This is a genomic window from Chromobacterium sphagni, from assembly GCF_001855555.1.
GTDB classification, from domain to species: domain Bacteria; phylum Pseudomonadota; class Gammaproteobacteria; order Burkholderiales; family Chromobacteriaceae; genus Chromobacterium; species Chromobacterium sphagni.
This window is the reverse complement of sequence record NZ_MKCT01000026.1, coordinates 29,003-44,939: the sequence shown is the minus strand read 5'-3', so window position 1 is coordinate 44,939 and position 15,937 is coordinate 29,003. Positions and strand designations below refer to the sequence as shown.

Sequence of the window (15,937 nt, the reverse complement as noted above, 5' to 3'; positions counted from 1 at the left end):
GTGCATGCGCAACGGCTCATGAAAAGGCGTCTGGAGTCAATTGGCGGCGGAGGCGGATTTGCGATGGGTTTTGATGCGGCCATCGCAGATTGTATCCGTATCTTTAATGATGTCAAACGAGTTTATTTAATTGTTAATTTGCTGAATAGAATATTTATTTTGAATCTATCTCTTGCAAGTTTGTTTGTATTGCATAGTCTGAAATACCAGTTAAATACCAATTGTGGTTGACTGAGCACAGGGAGACGGCAAATGCATAATGGCGTAAGCAGGACCTTGAGTGGCGTAGCGCTGGCTATCGCGCTGGCCTACGGCAACTTGGCGATGGCGGCGTGCCCCAATTGGGCGGAAGGCACCAGCTACAAGGTGGGCGACGTGGTCAGCTACGGCAACGCCAATTACACCGCGCTGGTGGCGCACACCGCCTATGTCGGCGCCAACTGGAACCCGGCCAGCACGCCGACATTGTGGGCGGCGGGCGGCAGCTGCTCCGGCGGCGATCCTACGCCGCCAACTCCTCCCACTCCTCCGGTGCCGCCGGCGCCCCCCGGCAATACCGTGCCTTTCGCCAAGCATGCGCTGATAGGCTATTGGCACAACTTCGCCAATCCCAGCGGCAACACCTATCCGCTGGCGCAGGTGAGCGACGATTGGGATGTGATCGTGGTGGCCTTCGCCGACGACGCCGGCAACGGCAATGTCAGCTTCACGCTGGACCCCAGCGCGGGCAGCGCCGCCCAATTCATTCAGGACATCCGCGCCAAGCAGGCCAAGGGCAAGAAGGTGGTGCTGTCGCTGGGCGGGCAGAACGGTTCGGTGACGTTGAACAATGCTTCCCAGGTGCAGAACTTCGTCAACAGCCTGGCGGCCATCATCGCCCAGTACGGCTTCGACGGCATCGATCTGGATTTGGAGAGCGGCAGCGGCATCGTGGTGGGCGCGCCGGTGATCAATAACCTGATTGCCGGCGTCAAGCAGCTAAAAGCGAAGGTGGGATCCAACTTCTACCTGTCCATGGCGCCGGAGCATCCGTATGTGCAGGGCGGGTTCGTCGCTTACGGCGGCAACTGGGGCGCCTATCTGCCCATCATCGACGGCTTGCGCGACGATTTGAGCGTGATCCATGTCCAGTACTACAACAACGGCGGCCTGTACACGCCGTATTCCAACGGCGCGCTGGCCGAAGGATCGGAAGACATGCTGGTGGCGGGCAGCAAGATGCTGATCGAGGGCTTTCCGCTGGGCAACGGCGCGTCCGGCAGCTTCAAGGGCCTGCGGCCGGACCAGGTGGCCTTCGGCGTGCCGTCCGGCCGCAGCTCCGCCAACTCCGGCTTTGTCACCGCCGACACCGTGGCCAGATCGCTCACCTGCCTGACCAGCCTGCAAAGCTGCGGCGCCATTCTGCCGGCTCAGGCTTATCCCAGCTTCCGCGGCGTGATGAGCTGGTCGATCAACTGGGACAGCCACGACGGCTATGTCTTCTCCAAGCCTGTGGCCGGCAGCCTGCATCAACTGCCGGCGACGCAGGCGAAAATGAAAAAAGCCGTCCGCACCGTGCGGACGGCCTGGTGAGGCTGAAGCGGTAGGCGCTTATTGAGCGCTCATCGAATAGCCGCTGATGTCGGCGGCGCCGACCAGGCTGTTCAGGTATTCGTGCATGGCTTGGTTGGAGGCCAGATCGGTCAGGTACTGCTGCAGGCGGTCCTTGATCTCGTCAAAGCCGATCTTGCTGCCTTCGGCGCGCTCGTTGACCTGGATGATGTGGTAGCCGAAACTGGTTTCCACCAGGTCGGGCGTGATTTCGCCGGCTGCGGTGCTGAACACCGCCTGTTCGAATTCCGGCACCATCTGGCCGCGGCCGAATTGGCCCAGGCTGCCGCCTTGCTGGCCGGACGGGCAGGTGGAGTGTTCGCGGGCCAGGTCGGCGAAGCGGGACGGGGCGGCCTGCACTTCGGCCAGGATGCCTTCGGCCTTGGCCTTGATCAGGCCAGCTTCCAGGCCTTCGCCCTTGGGCAGCAGGATGTGGCTGGCCACGGCGCTGTCGCCGCTGACGAAGCGATCCGGGTATTGCTCGTAGAATTCGCGGCAGCTGGCTTCGTCAACGGCCGGGACTTGCAGTTTCTGATCCAGCAAGGCCTGGATGGCTTGCTGTTCGTCGTCAATGGCGATGCCTTCGGCTTTGGCCTGTTGTACCAGCAAGGTGTGCAGGATCAGTTGCTGAATGGCGGTGTCGCGTGGGCTGGGGGTATCGCTGTAATGCTCCAGTTGCGAAGCGATCATTTCTTCGTTGATTTCAACGCCGTTGACGGTAATGGTCATGAATGTTTCCTGTGTGGGAAAGGCCGTCTGCGGGCCATTCGGGTAGCGGTATGCCCCGGAACGGCATGCCGACGATAAGGGAGGATGCAGGCTGCCAAGGAGCGGCAGCGGCGCCGGTGCAATGCCGGCGAAGGTAAGCGCAGAGGGCTGGGCTGTCAAGCCTGGGCAGGGAAAAGGGGACGGCGAGGCGTCCCCTTGTTTTTGCCGGGTGCGATTACTGCTGGATCTGGGCCTTGGCCTTCAGATCTGCGACGTATTTCTCGACGCGGGCGCCCATCACGCGCTGGGTCAGCTGCGGCCGGATTTCGTCCAGCGCCGGGACGTTGCGCTGGGTGCGCATGTCGTCCAGCTTGATCACGTGCCAGCCGTATTCGGTCTTCACCGGTTTGGCGGTGACTTCACCCTTGGCCAGCTTGCTCATTGCTTCGGAGAACGGCGCTACGAAAGTGCCGGCTTCCTGCCAGCCCAGATCGCCGCCATTGGCCTTGCTGCCCGGATCCTGCGATTTTTCCTTGGCCAGCTTGTCGAAGGCCTTGCCCTTCTTCAGCGCTTCGATCACGGACTTGGCTTCGGCTTCGGTCTTCACCAGGATGTGGCGGGCGTGGTATTGCTTGGTTTCCGGAACCGAGGCGACCAACTTGTCGTATTCGGCCTTCAGCTCGGTGTCGCTGATCGGATTGGCCTTCTCGAAGTCCTTGATCAGACGGTTGGCCAGCGCCATCGCCTGCATATTGGCCAGTTCGGCGGAGAAGTCCGGGGTCTTGTCCAGGCCCTTTTTCAGGGCCTCCTGGCGCAGCACCTCGGCGGTGACCAGCTGGTCTTTGATCTGGTCGCGGGCCTGCGGAGTCACGTTCTGGCCTTGGGCTTCCATCATCTTGGCGACGGCGTCGATGCGGGCATCGGTGATTTGCTGGCCATTGATGGTGGGACCGGCCACGGCGATGGCGCTGCCGGCGAAGGCGGCGACGAGGGCGGTTGTCAGCAGGAGTTTACGCATTTTCTTTTATTCCTGGGTCGGGGGTAGGTGGATTACTGAATCTTGCTCTTGGCGCGCAAGTCTTCAACCGTCTTGGCGATCGTCTCTTCCTGCAGCTGGCGGCCGATCTGCGGCTGGATCTGCTCCAGCGGCGGCAGTTGGGCGCTGCGGATGTCGGTAACCTTGAACACATGCCAGCCCAGTTGCGACTGGTACGGCTTGCTGCTGATCTGGTTCTTGCCGATCTGCTTCAGCGCTTCGGCCAGCTTTGGGTCCATGCGCGACAGATTACCCCAGTTCATGTCGCCGCCGCTTTGCTTGGCGTTGGGGTCGATGGACTTGGATTTGGCCAGGTCGTCGAACTTGGCGCCTTTCTTCAACGCGGCGATCACTTTCTGGGCATCGGCTTCGCTGGCCAGCGTGATCTGGTAGGCGTGAACCTCCACCTCCTTGGCTTCTGCCTGTTTGGCCACCAGCTGGTTGTAGCGTTCCTTGATCTGGGCGTCGCTGATGTTCGCCTTCTGGACGATGTCGCCGAACAGCGCGTCGCGCAGCAGTTCCGCGCGCACTTCGTTCAGGCGCTGGGTGAAGGCGGGCTGCTTGTCCAGGCCGCGGCGGGCGGCTTCCTGCAGGATGACTTCGCGGTTGATCAGCGAGCTCTTCAGCTGTTCGCGCAGTTCGGGGGAGTCCTGCACCTTGCCGCCATTGCTTTGCACCACATTGGCTACGGCGGCGTCCAGTTCGGTCTTGTCGATGGCGGTGCCATTGACCACGGCGATGGATTCGGCTGCCGCCGGCAGGCTGATGGTTGCAGCCAACAGCAGTGCCGCGATACGGGAATGCTTCATGCTTAGCCCTTTGTAGAAATTCAGAGTTCTTCTGGAGTCAGGGCGCGGATGGCCAGCGCATGCACGCGGCCGGTCATCAGTTCGCCCAGAGTTTGGTAAACCAGCCGGTGGCGCTGCACCCGGCTGAGATTGGCAAAGCTCGCGCTGACGATCGTCAGCGTGTAGTGACCGCCACCGTCTCTGGCGCCGGCATGGCCGGCGTGCAGGGCGCTGTCGTCCTGAATGTCTAGGTGTTCCGGGGCCAGTCGCTGCAGCGCGGCTTCCAGCAGTTGTACCGTCGTGCTCATGAGGGGAATACCTGGACGAAAGGCTTGACCTCCACGGCGGCATAGACGCCGTTCGCCTGATACGGATCGGCGGCGGCCCAGGCCTTGGCTTCCTCCAGCGAGGAGAAGTCGGCGACGACCAGACTGCCGGTATAGCCCGCCGGTCCTGGATCCTGGCTGTCGATGGCGGGCAGGGGACCCGACAACTTCATCCGTCCCTGATCCTGCAGCAACTGCAGCCGGGCGCGGTGTTCGGCGCGGCCGGACAGGCGCAGGGCCAGACTGTTCGGATTGTCCTGAGCGATGATCATGTACAGCATTATTTTTTTTCCTCGATGTACTTGGCCAGGAACAGGCTTTGGGCGATGACGAACAGCAGCATCAGCCCCATGCCGCCGAACAGCTTGAAGTTCACCCAGACGTCTTCGCTGAAGTGGTAAGCGACAAACAAGTTCAGGCCGCCCATCAGGGCGAAGAAGCCGCACCAAGCCCAGGTGAGCTTGCGCCATACCGGGTCGGGCATGCTGATCTGCTGGCCCATCATCATGCGCAGGCCGTTCTTGCCGGCCAGGTCGCTGACCAGCAGGCCGCCGCCCATCACCCAGTACAGCACGGTGGGCTTCCACATGATGAAGTGCTTGTCGTGCAGCAGCAGGGTGGCGCCGCCCAGCACCACGATCAGGCCCAAGCTGACCCATTGCATGGCGTCAACCTTGCGGTGCTTGATCCAGGCCCAGGCCACCATGACGATGGTGGCGACGATGGCGACTCCGGTGGCGACGTACATGTCGCGCGTCAGCCAATAAGCGCCGAAGAACAGCAGGACGGGAAGGAGATCGGTAAAAAATTTCATGCGGGTGATTATGGGGGCAGCCCGGCGCAGATTCAAGCTGCGCCGGGGCCTGGAGGCAAGATTAACGGTTAGTTTGTTTGACTACGCTTAAGGCGCTGGCGACCAGTCCGCCGACGTCGGCGACGTTGCTCGGCATGATGATGGTATTGTTTTCCTTGGCCAATTTGCCGAATGCGGCGATGTATTGCTCGGCCACTTTGAGGTTGACCGCCTCCAGTCCGCCGTCATTTCGGATCGCGCCGCCGATGCGGTTGAGCGCGTCGGCTGTTGCATCGGCCACTAGTCGCAGCGCTTCGGCCTCGCCTTTGGCCTTGTTGATGGCGGCCTGCTTGTCGCCTTCGGAGTTGTTGATGGTGGCCTGCATCTCGCCCTGCGACTTCTGGATGGCCGCTTCGCGCGCGCCGGTGGCCAGGTTGATCTGCTCCATCTTCACGCCTTCCGACTGGGCGATGCGCGCGCGCTTTTCCCGTTCGGCGGTGATCTGCGCCTGCATCGCGTGCAGGATGTCCTGCGGCGGCACCAGGTCCTTGATCTCGTAACGCAGCACTTTCACGCCCCAGTTGATCGCCGCTTCGTCAAGCGATGCGACTACCGTGCGGTTGATGTCGTCGCGCTCTTCGAAGGTCTTGTCCAGTTCCAGCTTGCCTATCACCGAACGCAGCGTGGTCTGCGACAGCTGGGTGATGGCGACGATGAAGTTGCTGGTGCCGTAGGACGCCAGCTTGGCGTCGGTCACCTGGAAATACAGGATGCCGTCCACTTTCAGCTGGGTATTGTCGCGGGTGATGCATATCTGGCTGGGCACATCCAGCGGGATTTCCTTCAGGCTGTGCTTGTAGGCCACGCGGTCGATGAAGGGCAGAATGATGTTGAGGCCCGGCGACAGCGTGGCGTGGTAGCGGCCCAGTCGCTCGACGATGAAGGCATTTTGCTGCGGCACCACCGCCAGCGATTTGAAAATGAAGACGACAACGGCCAGAAACAATATCAGGGCGATTTCCATGGTAGTTTTATTCCGGTTGTTTTGAGGAGATTTTCAGCAAGTTGCCGTCGCGGCCGCAGATGTAGCCGGCATCGCCGGCGTTCAGGTTTTCGTCCTGCAGTTGCGCGTCCCATTCGGCGCCGCGGTAGAAGATGCGGGCGTGGCCGGGCGAGGTGAGGGTGCGGATCTGCACTTGCTGGCCCCAGTCGGGGTCGTCGCCGGGGGGCGGTGGAACGATCTTGCGCCGCTTGCGCTGCCGGATCAGCAGCACGCCGGCGCCCCCGCACACGCTGGCTATCAGCCATTGGGCGGTCTCAGGCATGCCGAGCCAGGCGGCGATGCCGCCGCAACTCATTGCCAGCGCGACCATCAACAGATAGAAGGTGCCGGACATGAACTCGAGTATCAGCGCGACCAGCGCGCAACCGAACCAGAAAGTAATGGCTTGCGACATGGAATCCCCATTGGTTGGCCATGACAGGCATTGTCCGGTCATTCCGGGAAAATGACAACGGACATGCCGCCCCTCTCGGTCTGGCCGCACGGGGATGGCCAAACCTCAGACATGGTCGCGGTCGGGCAGGTGATGCGACAGGTGGGTGCGGTCTTCGCTTTCCAGCCACATTTTCTTGACGTACAGCCACAGCCCGGCCACGGCTACTATCGCGCACAACAGCAGCAGGGTTTTCATGACGCCGCTCCTTGCAAGCCTGTTCCTGTTTCCAGTCTAGACCGTGGATGGGCGGCCGGCTTTTCCCGATTGCCCGCAGCAGGTTTACAATGCCCGCCCGTTTGAGACCATGGAGTGACGCGAATGTTCCAGTTGCAGGCCCGCGCCAGCGCCGAAATCGAAATCCGCAAGAGCCGCTTCATCGGCGTGCTGCTGCCGGCGGCAAGCCGCGCCGAGGCGGAAAGCGCGCTGGCGGACATCCGCCGCCGCTGGCCGGATGCGCGCCACTATTGCGCGGTCTTGCTGTGCGAGGGCGACTCCATGCTGGACGACGACGGCGAACCATCCGGCACCGCCGCCAAACCGATGTATAACGTATTGCAGCACAAGGAAATCACCAATGTGCTTGCCGTGGTGGTGCGCTATTTCGGCGGCATCAAGCTGGGTGCGGGCGGGCTGGTCAGGGCCTACACTCAAGCTGTCAACGCCGCGCTGGCCGAAGCCCGCCTGATTCCGGTGGTGCGGATGCGCCGCATGCGGCTGGCGGTGGATTTCGCCGCCGAATCCAGGCTCCGCCATCTATGCCAGGACTTGGGTTTCCCGGTGGTGGCGCTGGAGTATGCGGAGCAGGCGGTGCTGACCATCGAGCTGCCCGAGGCTGCCCGCGACGCGGGGATGGCGCAGCTGACAGACAGGATGTCCGGTGCGGTCAGGCTGCTGCCGGATGGCTGAAGGGCAATGCGGGAGAAACGGGAGAATGGGAATGACGCAGAAGCAATATCGTCTGGTGACGCGCAGCGATTTCGATGGCCTGGTCTGCGCGGTGCTGCTCAACGAGCTCAAGCTGATCAACGAGGTGAAGTTCGCCCACCCCAAGGATATGCAGGACGGCAAGGTGGACATCAGCGCCGACGACATCACCACCAATCTGCCGTATGTCGCCAAGGCTCATCTGGTGTTCGACCACCACCTGTCCGAGACACTGCGCAACGCCACCGATCTCGACAACTACGTGATCGATCCCAAGGCGCCGTCGGCGGCGCGGGTGGTTTACAACCACTATGGCGGCAAGAAGGCTTTTCCCGGCATCAGCGACGAGATGATGGCCGCGGTGGACAAGGCCGACTCCGCCCAATTCAGCGCAGAGGAAATCCTCAATCCCAAGGGCTGGGTGCTGCTCAACTATCTGATGGACGCCCGCACCGGCCTGGGCCGCTTCCGCGAATTCCGGGTGGGCAATTTCCAGCTGATGATGGATCTGATCGGCTACTGCCGCAATCACAGCATCGAACAGATTCTGGCGCTGCCGGACGTGATGGAGCGGGTGGCGCTGTATCGCGAGCACGAGGCGCAGGCCAAGGAGCAGATATTGCGCTGCTCAAGAATGCACGGCAATGTGGTGGTGCTGAACCTGCTGCACGAGGAGATCATCCACCCCACCAACCGCTTCATGATCTACGCGCTGTTTCCTGACTGCAATATTTCCATCCACGTGATGTGGGGCTTGAACAAGCAGAACACGGTGTTCGCCGTCGGCAAGTCCATCCTCGATCGCAGCGCGCGCACCAATATCGGCGCGCTGATGCTGCAGTACGGCGGCGGCGGGCATGACGCGGCCGGCACCTGCCAGGTGCCGTCGGACCGGGCCGAGGACGTGCTGGACGAGCTGCTCGCCCGCATCCGCGGCCTGGGCTGACCGGCTACAGGCTGCGGATCAGCTGCAGCGCCTGATGCAGGTCGCGGCATACCGCCAGCGCGCTGGCGCGGTCCTCGGCGCTGGGCGTGAGCAGGTCCGGCACCAAGATCACCCTGGCGCCGGCGGCGACCCCGGCCTGCAGGCCGAAGCTGGAGTCTTCCAGCACCAGGCAGCGCCCAGGATCCACCCTCAGCCGGGCTGACACTTCCAGATAGACGTCCGGCGCCGGCTTAGTGTGTTCCACCTCGTCGCCGGCGACGGTGATCTGGAAAAAATCGTCCAGTCCGCTGCGCGCCAGCTTCAGATCGGCGATCTGGCGCCGGGTCGAGGTGGCCACCGCGCGCGGAATGCCCTGTTCGCGCACCCAGCCCAGCAATTCCAGAATGCCGGTTTTCAGCGGGATATCCTCGTGCTGCAGCATATGCGAGTAATGGCGGTGCGATCCCTGCTGCAATAGATCGGCCTGCCGCGCATCGCCCAGGTATTCGGCGACAAAGCGCACGCAGCGCGGCATCGACATCCCCACCATCGCCATCAGCATGTCGTCCTCGATCGCGATTCCCAGTTCGGCGCCGGCGCGGCGCCAGGTCTCGTTGGAAATGCGCTCGGTATCCAGCATCAGGCCGTCCATGTCGAACAGCAGCGCGTCGAAACTGCGTGGCATCGTGTTTCCCTTGCTCGGATTGATCCTTTTGCGTCGATTGTGCGGCCAAGCCGGCCGGCTTGTCGAGGCGGGCCGGCTGTCATTTGGCAGCGGCGGCGGTCATCGCTCTGGTATAGTGGCAAGGTTCAGCAGACAGCGGAGGAAGATGTGCAGTCGGTACTGATAGCCAATCCCAAGGGGGGCAGCGGCAAATCCACGCTGGCAACCAATCTGGCCGCCTATTTCGCCTCCCGCGGCAAGAAGGTGATGTTGGGAGACGTCGATCGCCAGCAGACCTCCCTGCACTGGCTGGCGCAGCGCGCCGCCGGCCTGCCGGGCATCGCCGGCTGGGAAGTGGCGCCTAACGAGCCCAAGCGTCCGCCCAAGGGCACCGAGGTGGTGGTGCTGGACAGCCCGGCCAGTCTGCACGGCAAGAAGCTGACTTCGCTGTTGTCGCAGGTAGGGCATGTGATTGTTCCCATCCAGCCTTCGCCGTTCGACATGTGGGCCAGCGAGGCCTTTTTCGAACAGATGCTTGAGGAGAAGGCCATCCGCAAGCAGAAGGCCTTTATGGCGGTGGTGGGGATGCGGGTGGACCCGCGTACCCGTTCGGCGCGCGAGCTGGAGCATTTTCTGGCGCGCCACGACGTGCCGGTGCTGAGCTGGCTGCGCGACACCCAGCTTTACGTGCAGGCCGCGTCGGCCGGGATGTCGCTGTTTGATTTGCCGGCCTCGCGCACCGCGCGTGAGCGCGAAGCCTGGTTGCCGATCCTGCGCTGGCTGGGCGAGGATCCGCAGGCCTGGTGCGATAAATAGCAAATATTTTTACTTCGAAACACTTGACGCCAAGGATCAAGCGGCGTAATTTCACTTCGTAACTGCGTGCGAGCCGAGACAGGCGTCGCAGGGGAAAGTGCAAATGGGAGCCTATAGGGCTCCCGTCTTTGTTTGGGGCCCCTGTTTTTTCATCCATACCTGTTTTGGGAGCACACGCATGATCAAGACCGAACTCAACTACGGCGACGTATACCTGGTGCCGAAGAAAACCGTTGTCGACAGCCGCAAGGAATGCGACACCGGCGTGCAATTCGGCCCGCGCCGTTTCGCCATGCCTATCTATCCGTCAAATATGAAGTCGGTGGTGTCGGCCGAAACCTGCGAGTTCTTCGCCCGCCAGGGCTGGTTCTATACCATGCACCGCTTCAACGTCGACGCGGTGGCCTTCACCGCCGACATGCAGGGCAAGGGCCTGTTCGCCTCCATCAGCGTGGGCGTCAACGACGACACCTATCAGCAACTGGACGCCCTCAAGGCCGCAGGCCTATCGCCCGAATACATGACGCTGGATGTCGCCAACGCCTGGTGCGTGAAGGCGGAGCGCATGATCAAGCACATCAAGCGCCACTTCCCGGAAACTTTCCTGATCGGAGGCAACGTCGCCACCGCGGATGCCGCGCGCGACCTGGAAAGCTGGGGCTGCGACGCGATCAAGGCCGGCATAGCCGGCGGCCGCGTCTGCATCACCAAGAACAAAACCGGCTTCCACCGTCCGATGATCTCCACCGTGAAAGACTGTGTCGGCGCGGTGAAGATTCCGGTGATCGCCGACGGCGGCATCGTCGAGCACGGCGACATGGCCAAGGCCATGGTGTGCGGCGCCGCCATGATCATGGCCGGCTCGCTGTTCGCCGGTTATGACGAGTCGGCCGGAGAGATCGTGGAGATCAACGGCAAGCACTACAAGGAATACTTCGGCAGCGCCTCGCAGTTCAACAAGGGCGCCTACGTCAACGTGGAAGGCAAGAAGATCCTGGTGGAGTACAAGGGCAGCATTCCCAAGCTGCTGCGCGAGCTGCAGGAGGACCTGCAGTCGTCGATCAGCTACGCCGGCGGCCGCACTCTGGCCGCGCTGCGTGACGTGGAGATGATCCAGGTCAACCGCTAAGCCCGCGCGGGCCGCGGCGGTTGTCGGGCTTGCCGTCCGCTATCGCCGGGGCGGAAGTTATCCGGATGGCGGCGAGTGACCGTCGGCAAGATTAGGCCGCCGCCAAGCCGCTGGATTTGGAGGGACTTAGGCCGCGCCGAACGCCTGTTTACTGGGTATCGGCCGGCGGTGCTTCCACCTCGGGCAGATCCTGATTGTCGCGGCACTGCAGCCACAGCGCGCACTCCAGTTGCATCGCAGTTTCGCCGCGTTGATTGCGGGTGAGCCAGCGCGCTTTCACCACGCCGAAGCCGGGTTGGCTGGCGGAGCGGCGCTTCTCCAGGATTTCCACTTCCACTTGCAGGGTGTCGCCGGGGCGCGAAGGCTGAGGCCAGCGCATCTTGTCTATCTGCATGCCTATCAGGCCGTTGGCGGCCTGGCCAAGCTCCGACCCTCCCACCAGCCGCATGCTCAGGCTGCTGGTATGCCAGCCGCTGGCGGCCAATCCGTTGAAGAAGGTGTCTTTCGCCGCTTCCGAGTCGGTATGGAACGGTTGCGGGTCGAATTGACGGGCGAAGGCGATGATCTCTTCCTTCTCCAGGGTGTGGGTCGGGCTGAAAAAGCGTTGGCCGGACTGCAAGTCTTCAAAGTAGATCATGTCTGAACTTACGTTAACGTAATGCCAAGAGTTGCAGCATAGCGCCAGCGCCCGGCTTGGTCAAAACGGGATGGTCCGTGCCGGTGGCCGGAGCGGTTTGCTATGCGCATCCCTATGCGCCTCAGGCCAGGGCGCCGGCGATGGCCGCCGCCAGTCCGGCGGGATTGTCCCAGGGCAGCGAGTGGCCGGCATTGGCGACGATGCGAGTGGCGATGCCATGTCGCGGCAGCCATTCGGTGTCCGGGTCGGGGAGCGAGTTTTCGCCGAAGATAATGCAGCGCGGCATGGTCAGCGCCAGCAATTGTTCGCGCCAGCTAATCGAGCTGCCCTGGATCAAGCTTTTGGCCGCTCTATGCACAGCCAATGGCGATGCGACCGCCATGCTGCCGGCCCAGTTGGGGCTGTCCACGCCAAAAGCTTGAATCGTTTCCCGATGGCCGCGGGCGATATAGTCGGCCTCGCTCCAGGCGGCCAGCGCGCGGCTGTAAGTGCCGCCGCCATTGTCCAGATTCGGTTCGGCCAATACTAGATGACGGATGCGGTCCGATAGCAAGGTGGCCAGCTCGATAGCGACGCTGCCGCCCATGCTATGGGCGAACAGCTCGAAGCCGCGCAAGTCCAGCGCCTCCAGCCATTGCGCCAGCGCTTGCGCCTGGGCGCGCGGGGTTTAGCTGAAATCTTCCGGCTTGTCACTGAAACCGTGGCCCAGCAGATCGACAAGCAAAGCGCGGCGGCCTGCCAGCCCGGTTTCGGCTAGCAGGCGTGGGTAGTCGAAGGAGGACGCGCAACCTATGCCGTGCAGCATGACTAGCGGCGCGCCCTGGCCGGGGATGTCGTGATAGCGCAGATAGGCGGCGGGTTGGGCGAGCGGGTGCGATTTCATCGTCAAATTTCAGGATTCAGTTGGTTCGTGCGTATAGGGCGGTGTCGCGCAGGCTGTCGTCCGGTGCGATGCGCTCGTTGCGTAGGATGCCTTCCAGCCGGAAGTCGGCGCGCTCGGCGACGCGGCGGCTGGCCAGGTTTTGCTCATCGGCCAGGCAGGCGATGCGCCGCAGCCCTAGCTGGTGTTGGGAGAAATCGCAGAGGGTCTGCACGGCTTCGCCTATCAGGCCCTGGCCCTGCCATTCGCGGTGGCACCAGTAGCCGATTTCCGCCCGCTTGTGCTTCCAGTCGAGATCGTGCAGGCCGCAGGCGCCGGCGAAGTGGCCGCCTTCCTTCAGAAACAGCAGCATGGGCAGCCCCTTGCGCGCCAGGAAGTCGATCCGGCTTTGGCGGCAGAAGGTTTCCGAGGCTTCAAGCGAAGGTTCGAACATGGCCCAGGGCAAAGAGGCCGGCCAGGCGCGCAACTGCTCCAGCGTGGCTACCACGCCGGCATGGACGACTGCGCCATCGCCGGGCAGCGGGCTGCGGATGATGAGTCGTCGGCTTTCGATTTGATCGGGGATGTCCAGCAGGATGTCGCTCATTGTCATGTCTCTTGCATTGTGCAATGCAATAATACCGACTGACACGAAATATTCAAACTGGATTTTTACAGCCGCAAAGCGGCGATCAGCGCGGTTTCCAGCGCCAGCACGGTCTTGTCGTCCTTCAGTGCCGGGCCGGAAATCAGGAAGGAGTCCTCGGCGCGGCTGCCCAGGGTCATGATCTTGGCCGACTGCACGTCGAGCCGGTAATCGGCCAGCACCTTGGCGATGCGGGCCAGCAGGCCCGGGCGGTCGCCGGCGACGATGGACAGCACGAAGGCGCTGTCGCGGTCGTCCGGCCGCACCGATACCTGCGGCGTGATGGGGAAGTGCTTGAGATGGCGGCTGATGCGGCCCTGCGGCGGCAATTGCAGCGGCTTGTCTTCCGCCAGGCTGGCGGCCAGTTCGAACTCGATGAAGTTGATCATGTCGCGGTAGTCGCCGTCGTGGTGCTCCGGGACGAAGACATGGAAGGTGTCCAGCGCGTAGCCGTGGCGGGTGGTGTAGACCTTGGCATCGGCGATGCTGTAGTTGGTGCGGCCGAAAAAGGCGCAGGCGCGGGCGAACAGCTCCGGCTTGTCCGGCGAATAGATCAGCACCTGGATGCCTTCGTGGTCGTCGGCCAGCCGCGCCCGCACCATCGGTTGCGCCGGGGTCAGCTGGCGGTTGAGCACGCGGGCGTGCCAGGCGATCTCCTTGGCCTCATGACGCAGGAAGTACACCGTGTCCAGTTGCGCCCACAAGCCGGCTTCGGCGCCGTCGGGTATCGCGTGCAGGCGCAGCTGGGCGCGTGCCTGGCTCTTGCGCGCCTCCAGCTCGGAGTTGATGTCGGTTTCGCCGCCGCGCGACAGCGCCCTGAGCGTGGCGTGATACAGGTCTTCCAGCAGCTTGGCTTTCCAGGCGTTCCAGATCTTGGGGCTGGTGCCGCGGATGTCGGCCACCGTCAGCAGGTAGAGCGCGGCCAGCCGGCGCGGGGTTTGCACCCGTTCGGCGAAGCGCTGCACCGTTTCCGGATCGTAGATGTCCTGCTTCTGAGCGGTGCTGGACATTGTGAGGTGCTGGCCCACCAGCCAGCTCACCAGCTGGCTGTTTTCTTCCGACAGCCCGTGCTGGCGGCAGAAGGCCTCGGCGTCGGCCATGCCCAGTTGCGAGTGGTCGCCGCCGCGGCCCTTGGCGATGTCGTGGAACAGGCCGGCCAGATACAGCACTTCCGGCTGCTCGAAATCGCCTATCAGCCGCGACAGGAACGGGTATTCGTGGTTGTAGGCGCTGATGGCGAATCGTCGCAGGTTGCGTACCACCATCAGGATGTGTTCGTCCACGGTGTAGACGTGGAACAGGTCGTGCTGCATCTGGCCGACGATCTGGCCGAAGTTGGGCAGGTATTGTCCCAGGATGCCGTACAGGTTCATGCGCCGCAGCGTGCGGGTGAGGCCCGCCGGTTCGCGGAAGATCTGCATGAAGGTCTGGCGGTTGCGGGCGTCCTGGCGGAAGCGTTCGTTGATCTGGCTGCGGGCGTGCCATAGCGCCCTGAGCATGCGCGGCGCGAAACCGGACAGCTCCGGGTGCCGTTGCAGCGTGAGGAAGGCTTCCAGCACCGCCTGCGGATGCTTGTCGAACACATTGGCCTCGCGTATGCCCAGCATCCCGTTGACCGAATGGAAATAGCCGCTGATGTGCTGGGTGACGCGCGGCACTTGGCTGTAGATGCGGCCGCGCAGATTGGGCAGCAGGATGCCATTGAGCTGGTTCACCGTCTTGGCGGCGCGGAAGTACAGTTGCATCAGCTGTTCGCTGGCGCGCTTGGCCGGGGTGTCGTGTAGGCCCCAGGCCTGGGCCACCTGCTGCTGCAAGTCGAAAATCAGCCGGTCTTCGCGGCGTTTGGCCAACAGGTGCAGGTCGATGCGCAGCTTCTGCAACTGGTCTTCGCTGTGCTTGATCAGCCGGGCTTCGGCCAGGGTGAGGATGCCGCGCCGCACTAGCGCGTCCCAGTTGTCGCCCAGGCCGGTCGCCTTGCTGATCCACAGGATGGTGTGCAGGTCGCGCAGCCCGCCCGGGCTTTCCTTGAGGTTTGGCTCCAGGTTGTTGCTGACGCCGAAGTGGCGGGTGTGGCGCTGCTGCTGTTCCAGCGTCTTGCCTTCGAAGAAGGCCAGCGGGTCGCGTTGGGCCTCCAGCTTTTGCATCAGCAACTGCCAGGGTTGGACCGGGCCGGCCAGCAGGCGGTTTTCCAGCAGATTGGTTTCGATGGTGATGTCGCCGCGCGCCTCGTTCAGGCATTCGTTCGCGGTGCGCACGCTGTGGCCGATTTCCAGGCCGATGTCCCACATCAGGCCGATGAAGTGGCTGACTTTGTCGGCAACTTCGCCGGGGGTGGGGTCGGGCAGCAGGATCAGGATGTCGATGTCGGAGCCGGGAAACAGCTGGCCGCGGCCGTAGCCGCCCACCGCCACCAGGCTGGCGGCTTCATCCAGCCCCTGCTCGCGCCACAACTCGGCCAGCACCTCGTCTACCGCCTGGCTGTAATGCCGCAGGTAGGCCTGCGGATCGCGGCTGGAGCGATAGCGATCTGCCAGTTGCTGGCGCTTGTCGGCCAGCGTCTGCCGCCAGTGCGGAAGGGCCGTGGCCGCAAGCGTCAT

General features: G+C 63.0%; 21 protein-coding genes. 6 read left to right on the top strand and 15 right to left on the bottom strand.

Going from position 1 to position 15,937, the window contains the following annotated elements:
- Both BI344_RS23945 and BI344_RS12580 read left to right on the top strand, forming a co-directional pair.
- Positions 1-231 (top strand): hypothetical protein (locus tag BI344_RS23945; protein WP_206600387.1); only part of this gene is annotated, 231 nt, incomplete at its 5' end.
- A 21-nt stretch (positions 232-252) separates the two neighbouring features.
- A complete protein-coding gene (locus BI344_RS12580; RefSeq protein WP_071113284.1) occupies positions 253-1,572 on the top strand; it encodes a chitinase in 1,320 nt (439 codons plus the stop codon).
- Between the two features lie 18 nt (positions 1,573-1,590).
- On the opposite strand, the gene BI344_RS12575 is transcribed toward BI344_RS12580, so the two are convergent.
- From BI344_RS12575 to BI344_RS25820, 9 genes are all read right to left on the bottom strand, one after another.
- Complete coding sequence (locus tag BI344_RS12575) at positions 1,591-2,319, bottom strand: peptidylprolyl isomerase (RefSeq protein ID WP_071113283.1); 729 nt, start codon at positions 2,317-2,319, stop codon at positions 1,591-1,593.
- 214 nt (positions 2,320-2,533) lie between these two features.
- Positions 2,534-3,316, bottom strand: a complete 783-nt coding sequence (locus BI344_RS12570; protein ID WP_071113282.1) for a peptidylprolyl isomerase — start codon at positions 3,314-3,316, stop codon at positions 2,534-2,536.
- Between the two features lie 32 nt (positions 3,317-3,348).
- Positions 3,349-4,143, bottom strand: coding sequence for a peptidylprolyl isomerase (locus tag BI344_RS12565; RefSeq protein WP_071113281.1), 795 nt, complete (start codon positions 4,141-4,143; stop codon positions 3,349-3,351).
- A gap of 20 nt (positions 4,144-4,163) precedes the next feature.
- A complete protein-coding gene (locus BI344_RS12560) occupies positions 4,164-4,430 on the bottom strand; it encodes a BolA family protein (protein ID WP_071113280.1) in 267 nt (88 codons plus the stop codon).
- Entirely contained in the window at positions 4,427-4,729 is a 303-nt protein-coding gene (locus tag BI344_RS12555) for a YciI family protein (RefSeq protein ID WP_071113279.1), read from the bottom strand. Before BI344_RS12555 ends, BI344_RS12560 begins: the two co-directional genes overlap by 4 nt.
- Entirely contained in the window at positions 4,729-5,262 is a 534-nt protein-coding gene (locus BI344_RS12550; protein WP_071113278.1) for a septation protein A, read from the bottom strand. The genes BI344_RS12555 and BI344_RS12550 overlap by 1 nt, the downstream gene beginning before the upstream one ends.
- Before the next feature lie 61 nt (positions 5,263-5,323).
- Complete coding sequence (locus BI344_RS12545; protein ID WP_071113277.1) at positions 5,324-6,265, bottom strand: SPFH domain-containing protein; 942 nt, start codon at positions 6,263-6,265, stop codon at positions 5,324-5,326.
- Between the two features lie 7 nt (positions 6,266-6,272).
- The gene (locus BI344_RS12540) at positions 6,273-6,698 is read right to left on the bottom strand and encodes an NfeD family protein (RefSeq protein ID WP_071113276.1); all 426 of its coding nucleotides are present in this window, start codon (positions 6,696-6,698) and stop codon (positions 6,273-6,275) included.
- A 105-nt stretch (positions 6,699-6,803) separates the two neighbouring features.
- A complete protein-coding gene (locus BI344_RS25820; protein ID WP_277620449.1) occupies positions 6,804-6,935 on the bottom strand; it encodes a hypothetical protein in 132 nt (43 codons plus the stop codon).
- Positions 6,936-7,058: 123 nt separating this feature from the next.
- Between BI344_RS25820 and BI344_RS12535 the strand changes: the two genes are divergently transcribed.
- Together BI344_RS12535 and BI344_RS12530 are read left to right on the top strand one after the other, a co-directional pair.
- Positions 7,059-7,646: an IMPACT family protein gene (locus tag BI344_RS12535; RefSeq protein WP_071113275.1), complete on the top strand. Its 588-nt coding sequence runs from the start codon at positions 7,059-7,061 to the stop codon at positions 7,644-7,646.
- A 31-nt stretch (positions 7,647-7,677) separates the two neighbouring features.
- Positions 7,678-8,610, top strand: coding sequence for an exopolyphosphatase (locus tag BI344_RS12530; protein WP_071113274.1), 933 nt, complete (start codon positions 7,678-7,680; stop codon positions 8,608-8,610).
- Positions 8,611-8,614: 4 nt separating this feature from the next.
- Here the strand turns inward: BI344_RS12530 and BI344_RS12525 are convergent, their stop codons facing one another.
- Entirely contained in the window at positions 8,615-9,274 is a 660-nt protein-coding gene (locus tag BI344_RS12525; RefSeq protein ID WP_071113273.1) for an HAD family hydrolase, read from the bottom strand.
- A 147-nt stretch (positions 9,275-9,421) separates the two neighbouring features.
- Between BI344_RS12525 and BI344_RS12520 the strand changes: the two genes are divergently transcribed.
- The gene (locus tag BI344_RS12520) at positions 9,422-10,069 is read left to right on the top strand and encodes a ParA family protein (RefSeq protein ID WP_071113272.1); all 648 of its coding nucleotides are present in this window, start codon (positions 9,422-9,424) and stop codon (positions 10,067-10,069) included.
- A 178-nt stretch (positions 10,070-10,247) separates the two neighbouring features.
- A complete protein-coding gene (locus BI344_RS12515) occupies positions 10,248-11,198 on the top strand; it encodes a GMP reductase (protein WP_071113271.1) in 951 nt (316 codons plus the stop codon).
- Positions 11,199-11,346: 148 nt separating this feature from the next.
- Here the strand turns inward: BI344_RS12515 and BI344_RS12510 are convergent, their stop codons facing one another.
- The 5 genes from BI344_RS12510 to BI344_RS12495 all read right to left on the bottom strand — a co-directional run bounded on the left by BI344_RS12510 (position 11,347) and on the right by BI344_RS12495 (position 15,937).
- On the bottom strand, positions 11,347-11,835 hold the full coding sequence (locus BI344_RS12510) for a MaoC family dehydratase (protein ID WP_071113270.1): 489 nt from the start codon (positions 11,833-11,835) through the stop codon (positions 11,347-11,349).
- A gap of 121 nt (positions 11,836-11,956) precedes the next feature.
- Positions 11,957-12,451 carry an alpha/beta fold hydrolase gene (locus BI344_RS24870; RefSeq protein WP_206600386.1) on the bottom strand — a complete coding sequence of 165 codons (495 nt, stop codon included), beginning with the start codon at positions 12,449-12,451 and terminating at the stop codon, positions 11,957-11,959.
- Between the two features lie 51 nt (positions 12,452-12,502).
- The gene (locus BI344_RS24865; RefSeq protein WP_204378096.1) at positions 12,503-12,718 is read right to left on the bottom strand and encodes an alpha/beta fold hydrolase; all 216 of its coding nucleotides are present in this window, start codon (positions 12,716-12,718) and stop codon (positions 12,503-12,505) included.
- 16 nt (positions 12,719-12,734) lie between these two features.
- A complete protein-coding gene (locus BI344_RS12500) occupies positions 12,735-13,301 on the bottom strand; it encodes a GNAT family N-acetyltransferase (protein WP_071113269.1) in 567 nt (188 codons plus the stop codon).
- A 65-nt stretch (positions 13,302-13,366) separates the two neighbouring features.
- The gene (locus BI344_RS12495; RefSeq protein ID WP_071113268.1) at positions 13,367-15,937 is read right to left on the bottom strand and encodes a [protein-PII] uridylyltransferase; all 2,571 of its coding nucleotides are present in this window, start codon (positions 15,935-15,937) and stop codon (positions 13,367-13,369) included.